Source organism: Providencia sp. PROV061, from assembly GCF_011045655.1.
GTDB classification, from domain to species: domain Bacteria; phylum Pseudomonadota; class Gammaproteobacteria; order Enterobacterales; family Enterobacteriaceae; genus Providencia; species Providencia hangzhouensis.
This window is the reverse complement of the sequence record NZ_CP042861.1, coordinates 881,761-908,018: the sequence shown is the minus strand read 5'-3', so window position 1 is coordinate 908,018 and position 26,258 is coordinate 881,761. Positions and strand designations below refer to the sequence as shown.

General features: G+C 35.9%; 26 protein-coding genes, 1 tRNA gene and 1 other RNA gene. 16 read left to right on the top strand and 12 right to left on the bottom strand.

All coding sequences use genetic code 11. The features are described 5' to 3' along the window. Positions 1–773 precede the first annotated feature (773 nt). From FVA72_RS04020 to FVA72_RS03980, 9 genes are all read left to right on the top strand, one after another. On the top strand, positions 774–1,079 hold the full coding sequence (locus FVA72_RS04020) for a helix-turn-helix domain-containing protein (RefSeq protein WP_004905391.1): 306 nt from the start codon (positions 774–776) through the stop codon (positions 1,077–1,079). A 97-nt stretch (positions 1,080–1,176) separates the two neighbouring features. Further along, complete coding sequence (gene ecpA / locus FVA72_RS04015) at positions 1,177–1,785, top strand: common pilus major fimbrillin subunit EcpA (protein WP_004905392.1); 609 nt, start codon at positions 1,177–1,179, stop codon at positions 1,783–1,785. 94 nt (positions 1,786–1,879) lie between these two features. Further along, a complete protein-coding gene (locus FVA72_RS04010) occupies positions 1,880–2,563 on the top strand; it encodes a hypothetical protein (protein ID WP_096864798.1) in 684 nt (227 codons plus the stop codon). 19 nt (positions 2,564–2,582) lie between these two features. After that, positions 2,583–5,078, top strand: coding sequence for a CS1-pili formation C-terminal domain-containing protein (locus FVA72_RS04005; protein WP_110592384.1), 2,496 nt, complete (start codon positions 2,583–2,585; stop codon positions 5,076–5,078). Positions 5,079–5,103: 25 nt separating this feature from the next. After that, entirely contained in the window at positions 5,104–6,720 is a 1,617-nt protein-coding gene (locus FVA72_RS04000) for a fimbrial protein (RefSeq protein WP_094962153.1), read from the top strand. 94 nt (positions 6,721–6,814) lie between these two features. After that, positions 6,815–7,492: a fimbrial protein gene (locus tag FVA72_RS03995; RefSeq protein ID WP_110592385.1), complete on the top strand. Its 678-nt coding sequence runs from the start codon at positions 6,815–6,817 to the stop codon at positions 7,490–7,492. Between the two features lie 525 nt (positions 7,493–8,017). After that, positions 8,018–8,743 carry a winged helix-turn-helix domain-containing protein gene (locus FVA72_RS03990; protein WP_165119649.1) on the top strand — a complete coding sequence of 242 codons (726 nt, stop codon included), beginning with the start codon at positions 8,018–8,020 and terminating at the stop codon, positions 8,741–8,743. Beyond that, positions 8,736–9,230 carry a FidL-like protein gene (locus FVA72_RS03985; RefSeq protein WP_004905400.1) on the top strand — a complete coding sequence of 165 codons (495 nt, stop codon included), beginning with the start codon at positions 8,736–8,738 and terminating at the stop codon, positions 9,228–9,230. The genes FVA72_RS03990 and FVA72_RS03985 overlap by 8 nt, the downstream gene beginning before the upstream one ends. A 560-nt stretch (positions 9,231–9,790) precedes the next feature. Beyond that, the gene (locus tag FVA72_RS03980; protein WP_004905402.1) at positions 9,791–10,072 is read left to right on the top strand and encodes a helix-turn-helix domain-containing protein; all 282 of its coding nucleotides are present in this window, start codon (positions 9,791–9,793) and stop codon (positions 10,070–10,072) included. A 273-nt stretch (positions 10,073–10,345) separates the two neighbouring features. On the opposite strand, the gene FVA72_RS03975 is transcribed toward FVA72_RS03980, so the two are convergent. Beyond that, positions 10,346–10,422 (bottom strand) — tRNA-Asp (locus FVA72_RS03975). A 153-nt stretch (positions 10,423–10,575) separates the two neighbouring features. Next, complete coding sequence (gene dnaQ, locus FVA72_RS03970) at positions 10,576–11,337, bottom strand: DNA polymerase III subunit epsilon (RefSeq protein ID WP_094962150.1); 762 nt, start codon at positions 11,335–11,337, stop codon at positions 10,576–10,578. Positions 11,338–11,391: 54 nt separating this feature from the next. Between dnaQ and rnhA the strand changes: the two genes are divergently transcribed. Then, positions 11,392–11,862, top strand: a complete 471-nt coding sequence (gene rnhA, locus FVA72_RS03965) for a ribonuclease HI (protein ID WP_004905405.1) — start codon at positions 11,392–11,394, stop codon at positions 11,860–11,862. On the opposite strand, the gene FVA72_RS03960 is transcribed toward rnhA, so the two are convergent. Then, positions 11,859–12,593 carry a class I SAM-dependent methyltransferase gene (locus tag FVA72_RS03960; RefSeq protein ID WP_110592387.1) on the bottom strand — a complete coding sequence of 245 codons (735 nt, stop codon included), beginning with the start codon at positions 12,591–12,593 and terminating at the stop codon, positions 11,859–11,861. The two genes, rnhA and FVA72_RS03960, sit on opposite strands and share 4 nt — an antisense overlap. Before the next feature lie 40 nt (positions 12,594–12,633). Here FVA72_RS03960 and gloB point away from each other — a divergent pair, with 40 nt between their 5' ends. The 4 genes from gloB (at position 12,634) to FVA72_RS03940 (ending at position 16,011) form a co-directional block, all read left to right on the top strand. Further along, positions 12,634–13,389, top strand: coding sequence for a hydroxyacylglutathione hydrolase (gene gloB / locus FVA72_RS03955; RefSeq protein ID WP_110592388.1), 756 nt, complete (start codon positions 12,634–12,636; stop codon positions 13,387–13,389). A gap of 81 nt (positions 13,390–13,470) precedes the next feature. After that, a complete protein-coding gene (gene mltD / locus FVA72_RS03950; protein WP_110592389.1) occupies positions 13,471–14,841 on the top strand; it encodes a murein transglycosylase D in 1,371 nt (456 codons plus the stop codon). A gap of 523 nt (positions 14,842–15,364) precedes the next feature. Continuing rightward, positions 15,365–15,733, top strand: coding sequence for an Hha toxicity modulator TomB (gene tomB / locus FVA72_RS03945; RefSeq protein ID WP_004905413.1), 369 nt, complete (start codon positions 15,365–15,367; stop codon positions 15,731–15,733). Between the two features lie 74 nt (positions 15,734–15,807). Next, a complete protein-coding gene (locus FVA72_RS03940) occupies positions 15,808–16,011 on the top strand; it encodes an HHA domain-containing protein (RefSeq protein ID WP_004905417.1) in 204 nt (67 codons plus the stop codon). Between the two features lie 345 nt (positions 16,012–16,356). Here the strand turns inward: FVA72_RS03940 and ffs are convergent. Together ffs and FVA72_RS03930 are read right to left on the bottom strand one after the other, a co-directional pair. Continuing rightward, positions 16,357–16,453, bottom strand: an RNA gene (gene ffs, locus FVA72_RS03935) — signal recognition particle sRNA small type. A gap of 141 nt (positions 16,454–16,594) precedes the next feature. Then, positions 16,595–17,053, bottom strand: coding sequence for a YbaY family lipoprotein (locus tag FVA72_RS03930; protein ID WP_004905418.1), 459 nt, complete (start codon positions 17,051–17,053; stop codon positions 16,595–16,597). 238 nt (positions 17,054–17,291) lie between these two features. Between FVA72_RS03930 and tesB the strand changes: the two genes are divergently transcribed. Continuing rightward, complete coding sequence (gene tesB / locus FVA72_RS03925; RefSeq protein WP_036958583.1) at positions 17,292–18,161, top strand: acyl-CoA thioesterase II; 870 nt, start codon at positions 17,292–17,294, stop codon at positions 18,159–18,161. A gap of 138 nt (positions 18,162–18,299) precedes the next feature. On the opposite strand, the gene amtB is transcribed toward tesB, so the two are convergent. The 5 genes from amtB to FVA72_RS03900 all read right to left on the bottom strand — a co-directional run bounded on the left by amtB (position 18,300) and on the right by FVA72_RS03900 (position 24,171). After that, positions 18,300–19,586: an ammonium transporter AmtB gene (amtB, locus tag FVA72_RS03920; protein WP_004905420.1), complete on the bottom strand. Its 1,287-nt coding sequence runs from the start codon at positions 19,584–19,586 to the stop codon at positions 18,300–18,302. 10 nt (positions 19,587–19,596) lie between these two features. Continuing rightward, entirely contained in the window at positions 19,597–19,935 is a 339-nt protein-coding gene (gene glnK, locus FVA72_RS03915; RefSeq protein WP_004905421.1) for a P-II family nitrogen regulator, read from the bottom strand. A 172-nt stretch (positions 19,936–20,107) separates the two neighbouring features. Next, a complete protein-coding gene (locus tag FVA72_RS03910; RefSeq protein WP_004905423.1) occupies positions 20,108–21,892 on the bottom strand; it encodes a SmdB family multidrug efflux ABC transporter permease/ATP-binding protein in 1,785 nt (594 codons plus the stop codon). Further along, positions 21,889–23,634 (bottom strand): SmdA family multidrug ABC transporter permease/ATP-binding protein, encoded by a 1,746-nt coding sequence (locus FVA72_RS03905; RefSeq protein ID WP_004905428.1) that lies wholly within the window; start codon positions 23,632–23,634, stop codon positions 21,889–21,891. The genes FVA72_RS03910 and FVA72_RS03905 overlap by 4 nt, the downstream gene beginning before the upstream one ends. A gap of 75 nt (positions 23,635–23,709) precedes the next feature. Beyond that, positions 23,710–24,171 (bottom strand): Lrp/AsnC family transcriptional regulator, encoded by a 462-nt coding sequence (locus tag FVA72_RS03900; protein ID WP_004905429.1) that lies wholly within the window; start codon positions 24,169–24,171, stop codon positions 23,710–23,712. Positions 24,172–24,448: 277 nt separating this feature from the next. On the opposite strand from FVA72_RS03900, the gene queC reads away from it, so the two are divergent. After that, on the top strand, positions 24,449–25,138 hold the full coding sequence (gene queC, locus FVA72_RS03895) for a 7-cyano-7-deazaguanine synthase QueC (protein WP_036958550.1): 690 nt from the start codon (positions 24,449–24,451) through the stop codon (positions 25,136–25,138). Between the two features lie 60 nt (positions 25,139–25,198). On the opposite strand, the gene FVA72_RS03890 is transcribed toward queC, so the two are convergent. Together FVA72_RS03890 and FVA72_RS03885 are read right to left on the bottom strand one after the other, a co-directional pair. Next, positions 25,199–25,627 (bottom strand): acyl-CoA thioesterase, encoded by a 429-nt coding sequence (locus tag FVA72_RS03890; protein WP_036958551.1) that lies wholly within the window; start codon positions 25,625–25,627, stop codon positions 25,199–25,201. Positions 25,628–25,803: 176 nt separating this feature from the next. Next, on the bottom strand, positions 25,804–26,175 hold the full coding sequence (locus FVA72_RS03885) for a ComEA family DNA-binding protein (protein WP_096864789.1): 372 nt from the start codon (positions 26,173–26,175) through the stop codon (positions 25,804–25,806). Between the last annotated feature and the right edge of the window lie 83 nt (positions 26,176–26,258).

Below are 26,258 nucleotides of genomic sequence, written 5' to 3'. Positions count from 1 at the left end.
CATTATTATTTCTATAGCACACGACATCCACAGATAAAGACATCATAATTGATATTGCTGAAATTAAAATAAGGGGCACTAGAGAACGTAGTAACCTATCGCTGATTCTATTTTCACTGGTAAAATACCTGATGAGACTATAGAAAATAAATTGGCCTGTAAGACGAAATTTCAGGTCTAAACCCCATGTGCCACAATAGGGTCATGATATTAAAAAGTTGATACTATAGTATCAACCTACTAGACACTGATGTCATATCATATATCTAGTTAGCAAAGTGTAATTTTAACATCATACACATTAAACTAGTTAGTTGAGTTATTAATAAATAAGAGGGCTAAAAACACATTACAAATTATAATTTTACCAATATAACTGGTTTCCTGCCTTTATTCTAAATTTTTCCCACCCTTTAATTGTAATAAATTGTAACTTTCAATGTAGATTCTTTATGCTTCTTAATTAAATATACATTTGTTAACAATTATAATAATTTTACGCTTATTTGGTGTATTTTTTTATTGATCTCCCTAATTTCAACACTATTAAGTGTATTTTTAACCAATTAAACTGGTGAGAAGATACTTTTTAATTAGATAATGCTAAAAAAAACAGAATTAATAGAAAAAACCTATTAAAAGTAAATCTTTAATAGAAATCCTGCCATTTACTCTTTTTTTAATGTATTTATTATAACACTCAATTAAGCAAGCGAGTGAGTGAGCTAACGAATATCATATAAATAGATCTATTAATATTAGAGGCTGAAAAAATGAAAGCTAATATAATTAGTAGTCATGTAGGAAATTATTTACGAAAATCACGCAAAGAAAAAAACATGACAGGAAAACAGTTGGCAGAATTAATTAACATTAGCCAACAACAGGTATCTCGCTATGAAACTGGTAGCAGTTCATTATCGCTAGATCAATTAAATGAAATATTAACCGTTTTAGACAAAAGATGGATTGAAATGATTTACTATATTGATTGTTTCTCTGAAGAAAATAAAAGAAACAATATAAATTTAAGTAAAAAAACAATCGAAATATTACTAAACAGCATGAAAGACATTTAAATATTCTATTTTAAATTCAATAAAACCATATCAATATGTAAAAATTAAATAACTAATTTTACTATTGTTTTCTATCAATATAAAAAGAGAGATTAGTATGTTAAATAAAAAAATGGCTTCTGTATTGTTATCAACAATTATCGCAGCTTCTTTTGCTACAGCTGCAAATGCAGATACACGTACCGCTCAAGCAACAGCAACATGGCAAGCGACTGCAATTAAAGACACGACAAGTATGTTAGTTGTAACTCCATTAAGAAGTTTAACTTTTAATTATGCCGAAGGCCAAAAAAGCTTTAACCAACAGAATGGAGCATTTGATATCGCTATTCAAGGCCAAGCTGGTGCAACAGATTTTAAATTAGCGTCAAAAATTATTGCTAATACATTAGCAAGAACAACTGACGATTCTAAATTAACTGTTGGGGTTAAATGGAATGGCGAAGATTTGACTAAAAATAATGATTTAGTATTAATTGATACATCAACCGGTTTAACTTCTGGTTTAGACAATTTAGCGGCTGATGGCATCTATAATGGCTCTGAGCGTGCAGCAGATCGCGGTGAATTCACCTTTGTTATTGCTGGCGCTGAAGCTGATGGTGCAGCGACTGACTTTAAAGCACTGACTGATGGTACATGGGATGGTGATGTGAAAGTTCAATTTACTGCAACTTGGGACGGTGATTTCACGCCAGCTCCTTAATTCAATATCCCCTTATTAGATAACTAAATATTACGATAAAGATACTATAGGGAAATAATATCTTTATCGTCATTCATTTTTGAAATTTACGATTATGAAAAAGATAACATTAGCATTAATTTTATTATCATGGTTACCATTAAAAAGCAGTTTTGCTGTCAACGTGGGAAATATTACTGAAATAATATCATCGAATGAAGACACCTTATCTAAAGAAATTGAAAACACAGTAGATACAGCAAGATTGGTAAATTTAACGATAGAAAAAATAGATTCACCACTTGATACTGGAAAAGTAATTACAGTTACTGATCCTAATGAAATATTATCAACACCCGCTAATTTAATTCTTCCAGGGCATGCAAAAGATATATTTAAGATAATTTATCAAGGCCCAAAAGATAATAAAGAACGTTACTATCGATTAAATTGGAAAGATGATCCTATTGGCGAGAGTGGTGTTACACAAAGTGCGAAATCGGCATCAGCAACAACATCAGCAACAATTAGCACAATTCTTGTTGTCGCACCAAGAATTGAAAACTTTAATTATAAATATACTAATGCCCAAGTTTCAAATACTGGAAATAGCACCTTCCGTGTAGTGGCTTCAGGCCCTTGTTTAGCAGAAAAACAAAAATATGGAGTGGATGGTATTTGTCGCGAGCGTTATTACCTCATGCCAAACTTAGCCGTCAAATTACAATTTGTCGATGTCACAAATAAAAAATCAAGCGTAGGTATTTGGCACAAAGGAGAGTTCATTGTTGTCAAATAATTAAGAATGGACTTAAATTATGCGTAAGAGTGCTATTGCTTTATCAATATTAAGTATTATTTTTTCGAATACAATTAATGCCAATGAAATGAAAAGCGTTAAGATCGGTGGATATATTATTCCTCCTGCATTTGTTAGTGCATTGGAAGAAGGAATGTCTGTACCTGTTTTTTTACGACTAAATGATGATGCAGTAACCAATCAGAGCGAAAGTAAAATTGCAGATGCAGTTATTGTAATCGATCATGGTAATATTAAATTATCAAGTATTCATCTCATTGAAAATGAGCAAGGTGCGAAATTAAATAATTTACTAGTTGATAAACTTGAAGAAAAAAAGGATGCCATTTTTAATGAAAGTAATGGTATTATTATTGATAATAATGCAACCCTTCAATTAAACATTTCTTCTTTTAATTTATCATTAGATGTTGATAAAGCTGCTTTTTCGCCAAAAGAACATGCGCGGCAATCTGTACTAGGAAATTCTTCAGTTAATTCATTTTCAGCGGTAGCTAACTATGATTTAGGGGTATTCCAGAGCCGTGTTAAAGATTCAAAAGATACATCCAGCAGCTATTTCAATTTAGATACATTATTCGCAGCTGCGGAACATCACTTTAATGTAAATGCATCAGCATATAGCATTGGAAAATCTAATTCTAATGTTGAGCTGTATCGCGCAATGTATGAGCGTGATTTCAACGGATTTCGTTTTGCACTTGGGCTCATGAGTACGTGGAATTTACAGTCTATTGCCAGCTTAACTACCCTTAGCAGCAGTAAAATTTATGCGGCATCAATAGGAAACAATTCCTCAAGTATGGTGACAAATAAGCAGCAATCACTTACGCCGATTTATGCTTTTTTAAATAGCCCAGGCGAAGTACGCATTTATCGACAAGGTAAATTATTAAATATTCAAAATTTTCCAATGGGTAATTTTGAAGTTGATACCAGTGTACTACCCTATGGTATTTACGACGTCACTATTGAGACGGTTATCGATGGCAAAATTGTCACAACACAGCACCAAACAATTAATAAATCCTTCGGTGCGATAACAGGCGGTTTTGATAAACTCAATTGGGAAATTTATGGTGGTTATATTGACTTTGATAAGCGCCATTATGTAAGAAATGAAGGCTCAACGAGCCAAACTCCTGGTAAAAGCCATTTAATCGGAGCCTCTTTCGCTTATAACTTCCCAGTGTTGTCTGGCGTGCGTTTTCAAATGTCAAATTATGGGTTTGATAAATTTGTTGTACAAGAAACGAGTATCAACGCGGCTTTAAATAACTATATCTCAGTTAACTGGCAAGGGATGCTAGAAAACCATGGTAGTTATCGGAACATTGCGACTCTTTCTATCAATATACCTGAAGGTTACGGTTCTTTATGGGCATCTAAAGAAAAAACTGTAGTGAGTGGTGATTTACCACTTTATGATGCTGACAGTTATTCTTATGGCGGAACCATTAATTTTGACAAAATAATTGATAGAACTGGGTCACTGACTATTAGTAATACTAAAGATCGCCGTATTGGCAGTGATTCAATTAACTATGAATATGCGAATACATTATTCTCTGGCCGTTATGGAACGGTGGGGCTAAGAGCGGGTGTACAGCGCTATCATTATGATAACCAAAATAGTACCAACGAAAAATATATTAACCTCGATTTTTCCTTACCTTTATCAACATGGTTGAGTACGGGTGTTTCCTCAACAAATGGTAATGTGAAAGCAAATATTTATGCGAATAAAAACTTTGAAAATTCGGTGATTACCAATGCAGGGGTTTCTGTCTCCAAATTAGTCCGAGATAAAGATAATGGTGAATCCAATTTTTCAACATTAGGCTATGCTTCTTATGATACTAAATATAATTCAGGTACCGTAACGATTAATCGCCCCGATAATAACAGACTTAATGGCAATTTAACCTCTCGTGGCTCTGTGGCATATAGCAACGGCATGATCATGCCAAGTGGGCAGCAAGGTAAATCAGGCGTCATTATTAATTCCGATATAAAAGGTAGCGGCAGTATGGTCGCAAAAGTAAATGGGCAGAATTACCCAATTAGTGGAAAAAATACCTTTATTCCATTATCCCCTTATTCGGATTATGACATTCAACTAATGAATGACGGAAAATCAAAAGACAGCTTTGATATTGTCTCAGGGCGAAATAAATCCGTCACATTATACCCAGGAAACATTGCTCTTTATCAACCAGAGGTAAGGCAATTAGTCACGGTATTTGGCCGTCTGAAATCACCAAATGGTGAATACATAAAATATGCCTCAATTCGAAATCATATTGGTCGAACAAAAACGGACCAAAATGGTGAGTTTTCCATGGATGTTGACGTCCGATATCCAGTGATATCGTTATTACAAGATGATCAGCAAACAATTTGCGAAGCAGATTTAAACCTTCAAGGTGCACGTGGTGCATTGTGGGTCGGTGAGGTGACATGTGAACCTCAAGAAGCATTTGCTAAACGTTAATTATCACTTTAAAGGCTAATTTAATATGCGATTATTATCGATAACAGCACTTTTTATTTCATTTTCGGTTCTAATACCGAATTCGTTTTCTGCAACAGCACCATTACAAGAGTATGTCATTGTTGAAAACCAAGTTGATAACGAATTCTTTATTGTTGCTAATAGAGTTGACCCTCGCTTCTCGGGCTCAAATGTATTCACAAAATACCAGCGCAATAGACAATATAGTTTAGGCTATATGGGATATACAGGAACACCTTTTAGCTCAACATATAATACAGGTGATATCTGGTTAGAAAATTCTCCCGTAAGCCAACCTTTTATCGGAAATCGTTGCATGACAAATAACCGAAATTGCCCGGCAACGTCTTATTGGTCAGCTCAGCAGTTACGAGATAATGGTGCATATAAAATCCAACAAACAGGAACACCGGGTGAGTCTGGATATTCAAGACCGATATTTTCTGAATCTTTTTATCGCTGGTTAGCCGAAATACCACCAGGAACAGAATATACTTTTGATTTAAGAACCTGCACAAGCCGCGACGATTATGATTTAAGTAATACGACCTGTATGACGAGTGGAGGAAGAACGACAACACAACAACACTACATTCCAACCAATAAAAAAGGCAATATTATTCTAAAAGGAACGGGCGCCTTACAAGAAGTCTTTGTGGATAGCAATGGCAATCCAACTATTGGACTCGGTTCTAATTTTTGCTCGACAGGGATTGTTGGAAATACTTCTGGAATTATTTGTAAGTTGGTTGAATTAGAAACCCAAGGACAATCTATCGGCGGAACATTTACAGTTCGTATGTATATTGATAGTGCAAAGTTAGGTTTAGCTAGGGACCCCCGTGCTGCACTTATTCAATATAAAGGAAGTAACAGCACGCGCTGGACAAATTGGTCATCAACAACAAACATGTCAGAGATCTTTAATAACGGTTCACAAAATATTGAAGTTTTTCTCTCAAATGAATATTTAAAATCAATTGTTGACGCTTCACCTAATTCAACAGTCACACTTGCTGATAGTGTATATACTTTTGGTTTTCAATCACCACTTCCTCAATCTGGATTTTACGAATTTACACCTTCAAATTTCTTAATAATTAAGCCGAGAGATTATGGAATTAGCATTATTCCTGCAGATTTTAATCCAAACCAATCCAAAACAGGAAAAGTCGGCAATGATGAACCACCGATAGAATTTAATTATATCGTCACGACTAGCGGGCCAAGGCAAGCGGATTCTATTACAGCAAAAGTTGAAGGACCAAACACAACATTAAAAGGACAGTCATACTGCTTATTTACCTCGAGCGATAATAAACTTAATGTCCCTTTTTCCGCTTATCTTTCATTTAAAAATGAAAATGGTACTAAAGAATCACACCGAGCAAGTTGTGATAATAATGAAATTTCATTAAAAAATGCATTATGGTCTGAAACACCATGGGATAGACCTAATGAGGATTTAGGATCTTTTTATCGAACTAACTTAGATTTATCATTCCCAATGAATGACTCTGAATCATTTTTTACATTGGATGGTATTGATTGGTTAGGAACCGTTTCTGCAAGTGGCACAATAACTGTCAAAGCAATTTGGACCGGGCCCGATATTCAATAATATCTAATAACTACTTTTGGGGCTACTTGTAAAAGTTCAAGTGGCCCTTTTATTGAACCCCATATACTCTTAAATTTTAGTTGGATTTTTTAATATGAAACCATTTTATTTACTTAAAATCCTATTATTGATTTTGCTATCAGTGTCTTGCAATAATGCTATTGCTTTATATATCAATGCAGATATTTCTTCGATGGAGTCAGGGCAAGAGTTTTTTTCTAAGCCATACATCAACGACACAGATAAAACTAATTTATATAATTTTAGTGCCTACAAAATTGATAAACCAGGTAACCAAGAACATGGGGCACCTCTCCATAACGGCGAGATTATTTTTACTCCATTGAAGAAAATTTTATTACCTGGGGAACAAGAATTTTTTAAGATTTTTTATCGAGGAGAAGCCGATGAGACCGAGCGCTATTATAAGATTATCATTAGCGAAACCCCTCTTGATATGCGTAGTGATAATGAACAAAAAAAGCGACCTTTATTTTATCCAACGGTTAGCCTAGAAACCTATTTTGTTGTGAGACCTAAAAAACCAGATTTTAAATATGAGCTTAATCCAAGCACTAGTATTCTAAAAAATACGGGTAATACCTATTTTAGAGTGCTCTTACATGAAAACTGTGATGCTAATGATGATTCCGAGCCTTATCTATTTTACTTATTACCCGGCCAAGAATCTAAAGATGAGCGTCTTAAAAAGAAAAGCCGTAAATATATTGTAATATTTGATAAATATTACCCAATTGGCAACTGCACCTAAAATTCAATCATATCAATTAATTAAAAAAATAAAATGACAAATTTGGCTATACTACTATTAAAATAAACATTGAATTACCTAATCATAATTCGACAGGTACTCTGTATCTATAATTACCTTAAAGCATTACAAATTCATAAAATTCAGTTCTAAAAAATCATTTCCGCCTATTAAAAATAGCAAATTAATTTAGGTTTCCATGACTTGAAATAGTGGTTAATACTGCTTTTTATCTGTATATAAAACATCAAAACAAAAAATGTCAGTTTCATTAATACAATACACTGAAATTTTTGTCATTACATATATAACCAATCGTTATAAACAAAAATTTATTTTCATATTTTCTTCTCAAAAAAAGAGTAGTATATTACACTGATATAATTACTTTAAAATCAATGACTATCATGTTAGCTAAAGTGATCAAACTAAGCACATATTTTAATAACTAAATAAGAGTCATGTATGATATATATACTGAACAACATAATAAAATATAACTCTGACTTAGGTGAAATATTTAGGGTGGACACAGAACTCAGTGTAATGAAATTAACACCCGTGTTGAATTATATTTTTATAATACTAATTCAGAATAATAAAACGACTATCACTCGTGAAGAGATACTAAAAAAAATACTAAATAAATATGACCTAAAAGTTTCGATAAACACCCTTAACCAATACATTAGTACATTAAGAAAAGTATTACATCAACAGCTTTTAGTTGAAAATGCAATTCTAAGCATATCAAAAAAAGGCCTTGTTATCTCTTCTGAAATTCAAATTGAAGAATCGATTACCAAATTCAATAATAAAATAGAGAAAAGCCTAGCCCCCCCTCCCACTTCAAGCAATAAATCTAACAAATCACTATTACTTAGTGATAAAAATCATATTATTAAAAAAACATTATTGATAATTAGTGCTTTTTTACTTTTGGTGATTATTTACCTTATAAATCAAATTCATGCAATAAAATTTCCATATGCATCAATACAGTCATACAAAATTAGCACAATTGGAGATTGCCCTGTTTATGGGTTCAAAGATAACTATGAAAAAAACATGAGTGACACAATAAGCAAACAAGCAATTGATTTTAACTTAACCTGTAAAGATTCTGATGTTTTTTATTATTATAACAATATACAAAACTTAGGGAAAAACAAACATAGCTTATTAGTAAAATGCAAAAAAAATAAAGAATGCATTTCAACAAGAGTAAATTGGCAGGATAAAAATGACTAATAAAACACTATATTCATTGATACTATTATTTTCATTAATTATCGTTTTCTTGTTATTTAACTTGAATTTAGAAAAAAGTAAAACACAATATTGTGAAGCAACTGTTTCCTCTAATTTCATATTAGCTAATAATAAATCATCATATACACTAAATATGAAATTAGTAAAAAACAATGATAACAGTGGATATATTAAATTATTAGGAACAATTACAACTGATAAGACATATACTGTTAATCGAGTTGTTCATTTCAATCAATCATCAAGAAAGTATATAAAAGATTTAAAGTTAACCATAAGTTATGATAGAAAATCTTCAAATGACAATGTTCCTGATGATATATTCGAAAAATATTTTAAAGCATTCAATCTAAACTCAATTGCATATGTAGAAATTGATGAGATAACTTCTGATTGGTACCTTTTTTCCAGTTCGTTTGGCCCTTATTTTGTCTGTAGCAGGCAAGATAAATTAAATACAATTTAACACATAGCGTTCTACTTATAAAGTAGTTCGCTCAGGTAATCGCTAATATTACATCTCTGATTCCTATTAACCTTTTCATTTTTTCTCCAACTAAGCAGGCTTGATTATACTTTTACCTATAATTAAATTTATATGCTACCTACCGATAAGTACCAAATCAACCCTAAATAAATCACTATTTCAACTTAATCTATAAATATTTTTTTGTAATTTTATGTAAAAATATAAATACTTACTTTTATATGACTATAAATGCATTTTTTTCATTTATTATTTATTATATTCTCACTTTTAAGCCAATCCCTAAGATTGACATAACGCATTGTTTTTATTGAATTATAAAAACCTATATTTTGATTCAATAGTCTATATTCATTATTTATACCTATATCAATAGGCCAAAGCTATCAAATAAACTATTTTTGATTCATTAAAACAATTTCACATTGGTAACTAAAAAATATAATCTATTCCTCATAGAGAAAATCAAAAAATTTAAAGTAATGCCATCTTTAATAGCTAACTTTAAAATAATAAGTTCCTAATAGAGAGAATATGAAATGAAATATATCAATACTAAAGAATTGAATAAAAGTAATGACCTAGATATTGTTATGGCTACCGCAAAATACTTGAAATCCGCACGTATTGAAAAATCATTAACAGGAACAGAATTAGGAAAATTATTAAATTTGAGCCAACAACAAATATCAAGGTATGAGAATGGCCAATCTGCTATTTCTATTGATAGCCTTCATATATACCTTAAAGCATTAGGTAAAGATTGGTTAGATTATTTCAGATCTGTTATCTTAGTTAGAGTTCATGCGAATTATTATTAATACAGTCATAAAAAACTCAAACTTATACATTTCGATAAAATCGCGACAAAACCTAAGAATAGTTAATATGATTAAAAAGAATGTGAATTATTCTCATAAATCTATTATTTATAGATTTCATTATATCAAAAATTAACTCAAAGAAGTCATTAGAAGCAAAAAATGTATTATTCAACAAAAAAGTGATACAAAAAGAAAGGAACTCTTAATGCAGTTAAATACAGTCATGATAAAAAAAACGCCACGCTAATAAATTAGCGTGGCGTTATAATTTGGCGGAACGGACGGGACTCGAACCCGCGACCCCCTGCGTGACAGGCAGGTATTCTAACCAACTGAACTACCGCTCCTGATGTTCCCTACTGGGAACGCCATGCATATTACGAATACTTAAGGACCCCGTCAACACTTTTTCTTGTTAAATCGCGCAGTTGAACAGTTTTTAGCCTTGAGAGGCTTTTCTATGCATTTTCCTAAGCAACCATTAATGATAACACCAATTATTAGTGTAAATTTTCAGCCTCATCGGAAGATTGCCGCCAAAGGCAGGGTTTGCCACCCTTCTTATCAACAATATCCAGCCGTGCTTCATGAGCAATAAGCTCTTCATCGGAAGCAAAAATCACCCTAAGGCCAGTTTGGGGACGTTCAATTCTTTGAATTTCATACTCTTGCTCATTATTAGCCGATTCCGAATCCATCGAAAATGATAATGAAGTTTGCCCACCTGTCATTGCCAAATAGACATCTGACAGAATCTCAGCATCGAGTAAAGCCCCGTGCAGTGTTCGCTTAGAGTTATCAATTAAATAGCGGTCACATAGCGCATCCAAGTTATTCCGTTTACCCGGGAAAAGTTTGCGAGCCAATACTAAGCTATCAGTGATGGTACAAAAATCTTGCGTGGGTGGAATTCCTTTATTGAGTTTACGGAATTCATAATCCATAAAACCGATATCAAAGGGAGCATTATGAATAACAAGCTCTGCACCTCGAATAAATTCAAGGAACTCATCTGCAATTTCTGCAAAAACAGGTTTATCTTGTAAAAATTCATCACTTATCCCATGCACTTCGAATGCTTCAGGATCCACTAAACGGTCAGGTTTAATGTACACATGAAAATTACGCCCTGTTAGTCGGCGGTTAATCACTTCAACCGCACCAATCTCTATAATGTTGTGCCCTTCATAATGAACACCGAGTTTATTCATACCGGTTGTTTCAGTATCAAGGACAATTTGTCTGGTTATCACCGTGCTCATAATGTTTTTTTGTGTCAAACTAGAGGGGAACGAATAATATAGAGTGTAACAGAAATGACAAAGCAGGTAGAAATTTTCACGGATGGTTCCTGTTTGGGCAATCCTGGCCCTGGTGGATATGGCGTTGTTTTACGCTACCAACAGCATGAAAAAACGTTGAGTGAAGGTTATTTTTTAACCACAAATAACCGAATGGAACTACTTGCAGCCATCAAAGCATTAGAATCGCTAACAAGACCTTGTGATATTATTTTAACCACTGATAGCCAGTACGTACGACAAGGAATAACACAATGGATCCACGGCTGGAAGCGTAAACAATGGCGAAAAGCAGATAAATCCCCTGTCGTTAATGTCGATTTATGGAAACGCCTCGATGATGCCATCCAACGACATACTATTGATTGGCGTTGGGTTAAAGGCCATGCTGGCCACCCCGAAAACGAGAAATGTGATGAATTAGCTCGAGCTGCGGCTTCAGCACCAACTAAAGAAGACACGGGTTACCAACCCGCACAAAACTAAGAAGGGTCGTTTACCTTCATTGATTTACTGATCTCCTTTGCTGTACCGAGTGCTGTTCCAATCTTAACTTTTGGTTGCTTAAATTTTAGTGGTGTCGGAGTTAGTGGGTAAGTCCGTTTCCGCGCCACAATCACGCTTAAAACACCAACGCCCCCACAGCTTTTATTCACTCGTCTATTCGCCCCCAGCCAAGGGATTATTTGGCAATTGCGATGATACAAAACTTCATAATTTAATAAGCTGAGCCAATCAAATACCCTAACGGATGGAAAAAAACGGCTACAATAAGGCTGCCGTTTACGTAAAACAGGCACGAGTTTCGCCATTCCAAGAAGACTGAAAGGGTTAAAACCTGAAATAATTAACCAGCCATCGTCGATTAATACCCGGTCAACCTCCCGTAAGAGCCAATGAGGATCATGGCTATAAGCCAAACAGTGAGTCATTAGGCAGGCATCTATAGATTTTTGGGTTAATGGTAAAGCTTCGGGTTTGGCAACAAGGTTAAAACGCGGATCGCCGGTACCAACATTAAATTGGTGAGAGATAAGACAGCCTTTGGTCTGGATTTCAGTACTTAAATGACCTAACTTAAGCAGATGAAAGCCAAATATCTTTGGCCACCAAGGGCTAAGTTGATTTTCTATGGCTTGACGGTATTGTTCTCCAAAAGGAATGTCAGACCAACTAACAGGCATTTGAATTTTTTTATCAATACGCGCAGGCTTCATGAAATTCCCCTATTAACTATTAACAAGTATCGAGGTCATTATGGAGTTAATTCGAGTACCAGCCTTAAACGATAACTACATTTGGGTTTTAGCTGATAGCCACCAACAGTGTATCATCGTTGACCCTGCAGAGGCAGAGCCTGTGCTTGAAATAATTACAGCCAAGCGATTGACCCCAGTCGCAATCCTATTAACTCACCACCATAATGACCATACGGGTGGCGTAAAAGGGATTTTAAGCAAATTTACAACTCTTCCCGTTTTTGGCCCAAAAGAAACTCAATCTAAAGGAGCAACAGAAATAGTCGAAAATGGTGATAAAGTCATAATTGACGAGTTCAACCTACAGGTTATTTCATTATCAGGCCATACATCTGAGCATATTGGCTTTTACCAAGCACCTTATTTATTCTGTGGTGACACCCTATTCTCTGCGGGCTGTGGGCGGATATTTGAAGGAACGCCCGAGCAAATGTTTGAATCTATCCAAAAAATTGCAGCACTCCCTGATGAAACCTTAATTTGTTGTGCTCATGAATATACTTTATCTAACCTCAAATTTTCACACCATATATGGCCTGAAAATGAAGCGATTACACAATATTTACAAAAAATAACGCAAATACGTGACAAACATCAACCAACAGTACCTACCACATTGAAAATAGAGAAAAAAATAAATATTTTTCTGCAATGTGACAACCCTCAACTACAGAAAAAACTCAATATTAATCTACAAAACCCACCTTTAAGAGCAATTTTTACCCTACTACGTCAATTAAAAGACCAATATTAAAGTTTAATGATTGTCATATCGGGGTGGGATAAGTATTATTGTTCGACTTTTAAACATTAAAATGAAGAACAATAGAAAAGAATGAAGATAATCGCGACGCTTATCGCCATTGTTCTGTTGGCCGGATGCCAAACTGCCCCGAAAAAAATTAAGCAGAACAAAACTCCTAGTAATCATACAATTGAAACTGTTGCATCACATAACCAAGCCGCCAGTAGACAATTACCTAAATCTGATTATGACCTATGGGGTTATATTAGTGATGAACTAAAAATGGATGTCCCTGATAAACCTCAAATTAGGGAGTTAGCAAATAGTTATTTAAATAAACAACGTTTTGTCTACGATGTGGCATTAAGAGCTGAGCCATACATGTACCTCATCGTAGACGAAATTAATGAGCGCAATTTACCAATGGAGTTAGCTTTAATTCCTATTATTGAAAGCTCGTTTAATCCTAAAGCAACTTCTCCAGCACAAGCTGCAGGCCTATGGCAAATCGTCCCTATCACGGCTCGCTCATATGGCCTAAAACAAACACAATGGGTTGATGAACGCAGAGATGTCGTTTCTTCAACTAAAGCGGCCTTCGATCTTCTCGAAAACTTAAATGTTATGTTCGGCCATGACTGGGAGCTCACTCTAGCTGCCTATAACTGTGGTGAAGGCTGTGTACAAAATGCTATCAAGAAAAATGAGGCTGCCGGGTTACCAACTGATTTCTGGTCACTCTCTTTACCGAAAGAAACCAAACAATATGTACCAAAAATCTTAGCGCTTAGCCAAGTATTAAAAAATCCTGAAAGGTATCAAGTTAATTTGCCAACAAGTAATAAAAATAGAGCACTCACTCAAATTGATGTTGGCCAACAAATCACGTTATCTCAAGCTGCTGAGTTGGCTGGGTTAACAGTTGAATCGGTAAAAACATATAATTCTGGTTACACTCGCGGTATAACATCACCAAGTGGCCCTCATTATATTATGCTACCTACGGCTAAAGCCGAACAATTCAAAACATCTCTTTCAGACCAAGACGTTTTAAACACGATTCGCTTAGCAGCGCAACAAAATCAGCAGATAAAAACAGCACAACCTACTGCAATTTCTAGCGCACGTCAAAATCGAGCTAAAATAGCAACATATAAAGTACGCAAAGGCGAATCCGTCGCAAGTATTGCAAAAAAATTCAATACTACTGCGAAAGATATTCAAAAGCTAAATGGATTAAAAACCGCAAGCGTTATCAAACCTGGGCAAGTATTAAAAGTTGCTAGCCCAGCGTCTACAGCAAGTAGCCGTAAGGCAAAAACCTATAAGGTAAGAAAAGGCGATTCCTACTATAGCATTGCTAAGCGTCATGGCATAAAGCTCAATGATTTAATGACTTGGAATTCAGGTGTTAAAATGGCCGACCTGAAACCAGGGGTGACCTTAAACCTCTACCTTTAAGTTAATCTCAACAAAAAAGCTTTTGTCTATTTCAGATAAAAGCTTTTTTATTTTGAATTCTCTTATTAGTAAAAATTAATTATTTGAATGAATTAAATAGGATAATAATTTTTATAACATCTTTTGTATAAACGTTTCATATTCGCTGTACTAGAATAACCGATGGTTAAACTATAGTTTAAATACTTCATAAAATTGAGTTTAAACAGAACATACGTAACTCAAACCTCAACTACTCACTAATAAATTAGAAAAAAGTCGTTTATTGGTGGTGACATATGTGGTAATAATGCTATTATTATATCGCGGCTAGTTTAGTCCGAGCAGCCAGTCCGTATTCGAACATCGCTTATGTATTATATTAATAATTTTCGAAAGTTTAACGAACTAGCAATAATCTTATATTTTTCAATATACTAACGTGCAAACTTTTATATTGAACATAGGTGCTTTAATTAGTTAACATGACATTATTGATAAAAAATACACACAGCAAAAGTCAGATTCGCCTGCGGAGGTGATTATGGATGAATACTCACCCAAAAGACATGATATAGCAGAACTAAAATACTTATGTAATAGTCTCAATAGAGACGCTATTTTAAGCTTACAAAAAACAAATACACACTGGATTAATGATTTAAGCTCCCCGCAAAGCGCAGCCTTGAATGAACTCATTGAACATATCGCTGCATTTGTATGGCGGTTTAAAATCAAATACCCAAAAGAAAATCTTGTTATATCACTTATCGAAGAATACCTCGATGAGACCTATGATTTATTCGGCAGCCCAGTTATCACACTTAGTGAAATTATAGACTGGGAAGCAATGAATCACAGCCTTGTCGCTGTGCTGGATGATGACCTAAAGTGCCTAACCAGCAAAACTTAAAGGTATTATTTACCTTTAGTTCAGACTATAAAACCGTATATTAATAAGTAATTTTGCATAAAAGAAAGGGTATTATGACCAAATCTGATTATCTGATGCGTTTAAGAAAATGCACCACAATTGAAACACTTGAGCGTGTCATTGAAAAAAATAAGTATGAATTATCTGATGATGAGCTAGAGCTATTCTATTCAGCAGCAGATCACCGCTTAGCTGAACTCACAATGAATAAGCTTTATGATAAAATCCCAGCGTCTGTTTGGAAGTTTGTTAGATAATATCTTATTAACACGCACAGATAGTGAATGGTTATAGCCGGTAAATCCACTTATCGGCTGAACGCAATGTATTTATCATTTTATTATTGGCATAATTATTATGCTAATAGGATTTTCTTACTTTAAATTTTAGCCTGCCAACTTTTTCTTATCACAATACTCAACAATTAATGTTGTATTCTTAACTTTTCTTTTTAACTTTTGAATTCATTTAAACCTTAAAGTTTAATTTACATTTATAAAAATAAAAAAGAATAAACAGAAAAAACAATTAAAAATTATATTTATAATAAATTGGAATAGGGAGACTGATATACAAGGAAAGGTCTTAGAATTGGGTGGGAGCCCTGCCAGCGACATCCCGGCACACACGACCCCTGCTATGGCTGCTTCCTTCCGGACCTGACCAAGTTAACAAGTTAGCGTTGCGGGAGAACCAACAGAGCCCCCATTGATTGCTTCTTTCAAAGCAGGGGCATTATGCTTGATAGTCATTGAAATAGCAAGAAACCCATGGCTAAGTGGCGATTTATCACACAAACACCTATAAAAATAGAGACTCAACTAAGAGCCGGTACATTGGCTAATTCGCAGAGACCATCAATAATTCAACATTTTTTGTAATACCGTTGTTGATAACCTCTACAACACTATCACTGATATACAATAGTTTTCCGTTTGCGCTTATAGTTGCATTCACAACTAGCGTGCCTTCTTGCCTAACTTCACTTTTTTGGTAAGTTAGTTCAAAAGGAATTGTCGGCCGATTGTTCACCGAATTATAATATTTTTGAGATAATATTAGAGCAGGTAAGTCCGCAACGGTTGTATCTGCCAAAGTGATTGTAACAACCGCACCTTCGGGTAAAACAGTATCCTGTAAGATTACCACACGGCCCTCAATTTTCCCTGAATCTACCGTCTGGTTATTATTGCTATTTTTAGCATTAAGTGTTTTTTCACTGGGCTTTGTGCTATTCCCTTCACAGCCAACCAACGTTAAAAGCACTAATAAGCTAACAATGTAGCGAAAAAACTTCATAGTTATTACCTATAATACAATGTTTACTAAAACATTTTTAAATAATCGGAATAGACAAATCATTTTCTGACAAGGAATGATAAAAAGTATAACTAATATTGGTAGAATAATACATTTATATTTCTAAATGTAACAATACGTAACCCCAATTTATTCGATAGCAATTAATCTACCTATTCAGGGTAAATAATGGGAAAATACCTGTATCTCATTTACATATAACAGAACTAAGATGACTATGAGCCCAGAATTACAGAATTTAATTAGCCTAATTGAACTCGAAAAAATTGAAGAAGGGATTTTTCGAGGACAAAGTGAAGACCTTGGATTGCCTCAAGTTTTTGGCGGGCAGGTTGTTGGGCAAGCCATGTATGCTGCGAAACAAACCATACCTGAAGAAAGAGCGATTAATTCTTTTCATAGTTATTTTTTGCGCCCCGGTGACAGCTCTCGTCCTATTGTTTATGACGTTGAAATTTTGCGCGATGGTGGAAGCTTTAGTGCACGCCGAGTAAGTGCCATTCAAAATGGCAAGCCTATCTTCTTTATGACCGCATCATTTCAATCTCAAGAAGAAGGTTATAGCCATCAAAACTTAATGCCGGATGTGCCACCACCGACAAAATTAATTTCTCAAGATGATATTGTTCAAAGTTTGGCTGATAAATTACCGGAAGCAGTTAAAAAATACGCTCTTAGGCCAACTCCCTTTGAGTTTCGCCCTGTTGAGTTTTACAGCCCATTCGATTCCGCCCCTCAAGAACCATTTCGCTATATTTGGTTCAAAGCAAAAGGGCAGCTACCTGACCTACCTTCACTTCATCACTATTTATTAGGTTATGCTTCTGATTACAATTTCCTTCCAGCCGCATTACAACCGCATGGTAGAGGCTTTATGGAACGCGACTTACAGGTTGCAACGATTGACCATTCAATGTGGTTCCATCGTCCATTTAAAATTGATGATTGGTTACTGTATGCCGTAGAAAGCCCTTCAGCATCAGGAGGGAGGGGTTTTGTGAAAGGACAAATCTATAATTTACAAGGTGATCTTGTTGCAACGGCTGTCCAAGAGGGCGTAATCCGCCATAGGCAACCTCAAAAATAGAAGGGACTTCAAGTAAGTGATTACTTACTTAGAAAAATAAAATTGTCAGTTTAAAAAGGTAATGGCAGCCAGCAATAAGCTGCCATTATCAATTTACATAAAACACAGTATTATCCTGTCATTATCATTACATTAAGGTTAATTGTAGGCACTTTCACCATGAGAAGTAATATCTAAACCTTCCCTTTCTTTTTCAACATTAATGCGTAAGCCAGACGTTTTCTCTGCGATTTTAAATGCAATATAAGCAACAATTGCAGTCCAAACAACACAAACTAGAATACTAATAGCTTGAATTCCCACTTGTTTCATCATCGTAATACCTTCTGCATAGCCACTTCCACCTAATGCAGTTGAGGTGAACACTCCCGTTAGTAAACAACCTAAAATTCCGCAGACACCATGAACCCCAAAAACATCGCACACATCATCAACTTTTAACCGACGTTTTAAAATCACAACCCCCCATAAACCCGCTAGCCCAGAAAGCAGCCCAATGATTAATGCCCCGCCGACACCCACAGTGCCCGCCGCTGGCGTAACACCGACTAACCCGGCCAAGCACCCAGAGCAAGCACCTAATAATGAAGGTTTTTCCCTGAAAATCCACTCTGCTAAAGTCCATGATAAAATAGCACCAGCCGCCGCTGCAATAGTGTTCACAAACGCTAAGGCTGCAATACTATTTGCACTTCCTGCCGAACCTGCATTGAAACCAAACCAGCCAATAAATAATATGGAGGTTCCCATAAATACCATAGGTAAGTTGTGAGGCTTAATGGCTTCTTTCCCTAATCCGGTACGATGTCCAAGTAAGTAAGCACCAACTAAACCTGCAACAGCCGCATTAATATGAACAACCGTCCCCCCTGCAAAATCTAGTGCACCATCTTGGGATAAAATACCGCCGCCCCATACCATGTGTGCCATTGGTAAATAAGCAAATGTAGTCCAGATAACGGTAAATATTAAAATTGCAGAAAATTTAATGCGCTCCCCTAGTGCACCTATCACTAATGCAACTGTTAAGCATGCAAATGCACCTTGGAATACAACGTGAATAAATTGAGGGATCGGCCCTGATAAGCTATCTACAGTGATGTTTTTCAACATAATCTGACTAAAACCACCTATAAAATCATTCCCCTCACTAAAAGCTAAACTGTATCCATAAACAATCCAAATAACAGACACTAAAGCGAAAATAACCGCAGTTTGAGCCATTAAAGAAAGAACATTTTTACTTCTTAGTAACCCACCATAAAATAATGCGATACCTGGCAGTATCATAAAAATAACTAAAGCAGTCGCTATCATCATAAATGCGTTATCAGCTTTATCTAGGGTTTCCTCTGCTGCAAACACGGTTATTGGAAAACCACCCATTGATATCAATAAAAATAAGTATTGGAACCCTTTGCTCATATTTGCTCTCCTACAGTGCTTCGTCTTGTTTTTCACCTGTACGAATACGTACTGCTTGCTCTAATGACAAAATAAATATTTTTCCATCCCCGACTTGGCCCGTATAAGCTTTTTTTTCAATTGTTTCAATCACCTGCTCTACCAACTCATCAGAAACCGCTATTTCCATACGTACTTTAGGTAAAAAATCGACGGTATATTCAGCTCCTCTATATAATTCGGCATGTCCTTTTTGCCGCCCAAACCCTCGAACTTCAGTAATCGTAAGCCCTTGAACCCCAATATCTGATAGTGCCTCTCGAACTTCATCTAATTTAAATGGCTTAATGATCGCGATGATATATTTCATGTTCACTCCTATAAGTCATATGAATAAGCTGCTTAATACTTCGGACAGCACTGACTTTATAGCAAACCGTGTGCCAAAATATATTTATCCATAAAATTCAATAGGAAAGAACAAAATAAAAAACCACTCGAATGAGTGGCTTTAAGGTATGCATTATAAGAGTGCAGAATAATTAACTAGGTATAGCCTCAATTTCAGCATCACTATGGGCATTTAATGATTCTCCAACTTGCTGCAACTGGTACATTTGATAATAACGTCCTTTTTGTTGCAAAAGCTGTAAATGTTTACCTTGCTCAACAATTGCACCACGATGTAACACAACGACTTGGTCAGCGTCGACAATTGTCGATAAACGGTGGGCGATCACAACTAACGTAGTATGTTGGCGAATCACTCGTAACGCTTTTTGTATCGCTTGCTCTGTCCCTGAGTCAATATTCGCGGTTGCTTCATCCAAAATTAAAATTTTGGGTGTCACCACAAGAACTCGGGCCATCGCTAATAACTGTCTTTGCCCTACAGACAAGGTATTTCCCTGTTCACCAAGCACGGTATCTAGCCCATCAGGTAAACCACGAACCAACCCAGCAAGCTGAACAGTTTCAAGAACTTCCCAAACTTTGTCTTGGCTAATCTCACGTCCTAATGCGACGTTGTCAAAAAAAGAAGCAGCGAGGACAACAGGGTCTTGTTGTACCATTGCAATACCATTACGTAATACTTGGTGGGATAGTGAACTCAAATTACGTCCATCTAATAAAATATCTCCCTCCTGCCACGGGTAATACCCCATAATTAAATTTGCTATGGTACTTTTACCGCTGCCTGTATGACCGACTAATGCAACGAAGTTATTATCAGGCACTTGTAAATTAATATCTTTAAGTACCATTTTGTTATCACGGTAAGCGAAAGATAAATGGTTAATTGAGATTGAACCTCCTTGTAATGGCTCAATACTTTCACCATAACCTTGCTGCGGACTATCCATTAATTCAAATACACGCTCACCAGAAACAACAGCTTGTTGAAGCATTGATTGCTGAGAAGTTAACTCAATAAGCGGCTCATTCAAGCGACCTAAATAGTTAATAAATGCATATAAGACACCAACACCAATGGTAGTCGTTCCTTCGAACCCAAATAGCAATAGCAAGCCACACAATACTGAAGCTGAAAGTAAACTTAGTAATGGCCTTAATAGTAAGCCATCAAGTTTTAATGCTTTCATTCTTGCAAAATAATGGTCTTGGCTAATACTTTGCATTTTTTCGCCAAACCTAGCCTGTTGGATAAATTGCTGAATAACTGTCATTCCATTAATGACTTCGTTAAAACCGTTATTAATATCTGCAAGATAAGATCTCACACGGCGCACAATGGGCGTACTTAAGCGCTGATAAACAAGCATTACCACAAATACCGCAGGAAAAATCATCACTGCAATTGATGCCATACGCCATTCCAATGAAAACATAGCAACTAACATGGCACAAATCAGGGCTAAACTACGAAATACTGTCGGCACAACCATCACAAATAAATCTTTAATAACTTCAGTATCATTTGTAACTCGTGAAATTAATTGGCCAACAGGTTGCTTATCGAATGCACTTAGGGGCTGTCTAAGGGCTGCATTCATCACATCTGTGCGTAATGTTTGCACTACCCCCACAGAGGCTTTATTAAATAAAATAATTTGATAGTAATGTAATAACGCTGCAATAACTTGGAGCAATATAAAACCAACGGCCATATATAAAGCAAGTGGCATGATGATTTGTTTTTTCGCTATCATGTTATCAATAAAATAACTGATTAGCAGAGGCCCACTAACTTCTGCAATAGCGGCTAACCATAGCATTGCAATGGCAATCCCCATGGTTCCTCGGTATGCTTTTCCATAACCAAGCAAACGCTTGAGTGCTGGCCATAGCGGTTTCTTTTGGCTCATAGCTCACCATCCAGAGCAGCTTCAATCTGTTGATACTGATACATATCTTTATACCAACCCGATTGCTCAATAAGCGCTTCATGTTTACCTCGACTAACAATAGCACCTTGAGATAACACAATAATATTGTCTGCCTCTACCAATGCAGATAGACGATGGGCGCTAATTATCATAGTCCTACCCTGCCGCCAATGGCTTAAATTTTGTAAAATTGTAAACTCGGTCTGCCCATCAACGGCAGAAAGCGCATCATCTAACACCAAGATTTCTGCATTTTGCAAGATGGCCCTTGCAATAGAAATTCGTTGTTTCTGCCCGCCAGATAACATGACACCGCGCTCACCAACCTGAGTGGAATAGCCTTCAGGTAAACGTAAAATATCATCATGTACACAAGCTATACGCGCAGCCTGTTCAATTTCATCTTGAGTGGCATTAGGCCGCCCAAGCGCGATATTGCCAGCAACTGTATCTGAAAATAAAAATGGGGACTGATTTACGATAGATAACCGAGCACGCCATTCATCTAAACGGATTTCGGGTAGTGATAAGCCTTGATAGCAAATCGCCCCTTCCGTCACATCAAATTGACGCTGTAATAACGTCAACAACGTTGATTTTCCAGACCCCGTCGGCCCACAAAGCCCCAAAAATTGTCCAGGTTTTAAATCAAACTTAATATCATGTAATGCTATTCGCTTAGTTTCTGGATAACTAAAGTTGATAATATTCACATTCAAGTTTCCCTTTTCAGGCTGTAATGAATGCGAACCATCCTGAATGACTAGCGGTTCATTGAGTAAACTTAGAATACGGCTATAAGCCGCACTACCTCGTTCAACGATATTAAACATCCAAGCAAGCGCTAACATCGGCCAAATCATTAACCCTAGATACATTACAAAGCTCGTTAATTCACCTAACGTCAATGTATCGTTTAATACCATCCAGCTTCCACCTGCAATAGCGAGTAAATTTGCCATACCAATCGCCATAAAAATGGTGGGGTCAAAACGCGCATCAACTTTAGCAACATGCATATTGCGACGCCCTGCCTCAGTAGCTACCTGTTCAAATTGATTTGATTGATGATCTTCAAGGCCAAAAGCTTTAATCATACGAATACTTGTTAAACTTTCTTGCGCATGATTATTTAAAGACGAAAATGCCCCTTGAGCATGCTTGAAACGCTGATGAAGCTGGTCTCCATACCGTTTAATGATTAATGCCATAATTGGCATTGGAATGAGTGCTAGTAAAGTAAGCTGCCAACTAATTTCAACACTCATCATGATGAGCACCGCACACCCCATCACCAATGAGTCAACTAATGTTAAAACACCTTCACCAGCTGCGAACACGACTCGGTCAACATCATTCGTTGTACGTGCAATTAGGTCTCCCGTTCGATACTTATGGTAAAACGCTTGATTCTGCAGACTTAATTGCCGATAAAACTTTTGTCGTAGCTGTACAGCTAACTTATAAGAAGCACCAAATAACCATAAACGCCAAATATACCGCAACCCATACACAACCAATGCAATCAACAGCATGATTAAAACATAAGTGATTAATTGCTTTGTCGGCATTGCTCCTTTACTTATTCCATCAACGACAACACCAACAATGCGTGGAGGAACTAATTGTAAAATAGCAATGATAATTAAAAAGCAAACAGCGCCGAGATAGCGCCGCCATTCACTCAAAAAATACCAACCTAGTTGTGAAAATAATCGCACGTAATACTGCCTTGAATATATTGATTTATTGATGCCTAAGAATGAGAGACCGTAATTATCTAAGTTATTACGAGGTTAGTCAGGGATAGGCAATACTGTCGTATATTTGATTTTTTCCATTGCAAAGCTTGAGGTTACATCTATTAGACCATGGACACCATTGACTAGCTTTTTATAAAACAAATCATATGATTTCATATCATGCACTTCGACTTGCATAAGATAATCATACTCACCAGCCATGCGATAAAACATCAGCACCTCAGGAAGTTGACTAACAAAAGAAACAAATTGCTCATACCACTCACTATTATGATGCTGTGTTTTAATTGTCACAATTACCGTTAAACCTAAACCTAGCTTCTCACCATCGAGTAAGGTCACTCGCCCTCGAATATAGCCTTCATCTTCAAGCCTTTTTAATCTTTTCCAGCACGGAGTAGATGTTAAATTAACAGCTTCAGCAAGGGTATTTAAGGATAGGCTACTGTCATTTTGCAATAAACAAAGCAGTTTTTTGTCTATTTTATCTAACATGAATGCTCTCTTGATCTAGGTGTAAGTACTTTTGTCGTTATTTTATTAGCTGCATAAACATATTATGCAAAATTGAATAATTAAAAAACAATAAAAATGTTACCAAACACCACGATTATAGAATATTTTTACACAAATAACCAAATTGACATATAAATAGTACCTCAATCAAACTCGCTTGATAAAAATAGAACTATTAATTGCATCCTAGTATCGCTAACATGTTTCGCTCTCTTCTTATTACATATTGAAAATGATATATCACCAAGGAGTACCTATGAAACGCGCAGTTGTGGTTTTTAGCGGGGGCCAAGACTCAACAACCTGTCTTATTCAAGCTTTGCAAAACTATGATGAAGTTCACTGTGTTACTTTTGATTACGGCCAGCGCCACCGTTTTGAAATCGAAGTCGCACAGAAATTAAGCGTATCTTTAGGTGCTGCAGCACATAAAGTGTTAGATGTCACATTACTCAATGAATTGGCAATCAGCAGCTTAACCCGAGACAACATACCAGTCCCTGATTTCGCTGAAAGTGAGTCAAGTGCGTTACCTAGTACTTTTGTTCCAGGGCGTAACATTTTATTCCTCACATTAGCTGCAATTTATGCTTACCAAGTACAGGCAGAAGCAGTGATAACGGGGGTTTGTGAAACCGACTTTTCAGGTTACCCGGACTGCCGAGATGAGTTTGTCAAAGCTCTCAACCATGCTGTAGACCTCGGTCTTGCCAAAAATATTCGCTTTGAAACCCCGTTAATGTGGCTGAATAAAGCCCAAACCTGGGCACTTGCCGACAGCTATGGTCACCTTGAAACGATCAGGCAGCAAACACTGACTTGTTATAATGGTATTCAAGGTGATGGTTGCGGTGAATGTGCTGCCTGCCATTTAAGGAGCAAGGGCTTAAATGAATATTTAAGTGATAAAGAAGCTATCATGCTCTCACTAAAGCAAAAGTTATAATTAATTAGTCAAACACATAGCCTGCCATTAGCTTATTCATAACGATTCAAGCTAGGTAGGCTAATTTTGAATAAAGTCTTCAGAACCTACTTTGAATGACTCTAGTTTCTCACGCAATTGTTCATCAATAACAATCGCTTTATTCTCTATGTTATCGATAAATACAAATGTCACATAAGCATCAGAAACTACCTCTTGAGCCCCTGCTTTATTGCGAATTATTTGTTGATAACAGACTGCGCTTTTAGTACCGATTTTATCCATTCGAGTCACTACTGTCAGCTCATCACCAAGCAAGACGCCTTGGATATAATTTACATTAATATTCACCGCAGCCATTGTTAAATTGTTTTTTATCGCCCAACTAATGAAATTACGCTTATTCATCCATTCCCAGCGGTCCGCTTCGTAGAATTCTAAGTAACGTGCATTATTAACATGTTGAAAAATATCTATATGATAACCATGAACTTTAATGTGTGTTGTCATAACTACTCCGACCAGTTTATTTTTTAATAACATAAAAATAACAAATGTACGGAAAATGTGCTGAATGATTATCAATAATAAGACTTAGCTCGCAAATTATTTATAAAAAGCTTAGTTTTCTGCTTAATTATTAACCTTTAATATATTACCCCCATACTCTGTATGGGGGATTTTAGTTACAAAGTTAACTTATCTTTATTCTTTTCTAAAAATGCAGGACCTATCCCCTGAACTTCTAAAATATTTTCAATGGAATTAAAAGCACCATATTTTTGCCTATATTCAACGATTGCTTTCGCTTTTTGCCTACCTATACCAGTAAGTTTTTCTGCAAGTTCTTCTTCACCCGCTAAGTTGATATTCACTTTGTCAGACGGGCCATGGCTCGTTGATGGTGAGTTATTACTTACTTGTTTTTCTTGAATGACAGCCGCAGTGGCTTTTTCTGGCTCAATTTTCTTAGCCAAAGAAAAAGAAGAGAGTGAGCATAATAAAGAAAGGAGCAGAACAATACCTAATCTGCATTTATTGACTGAATTCCATAACATATTTGTTCTCCTGTGTATGTTGAGACACAACGATGCCATAGAAAAATACGGAACACTTTTCAATAATACTGAAAATACGAAAG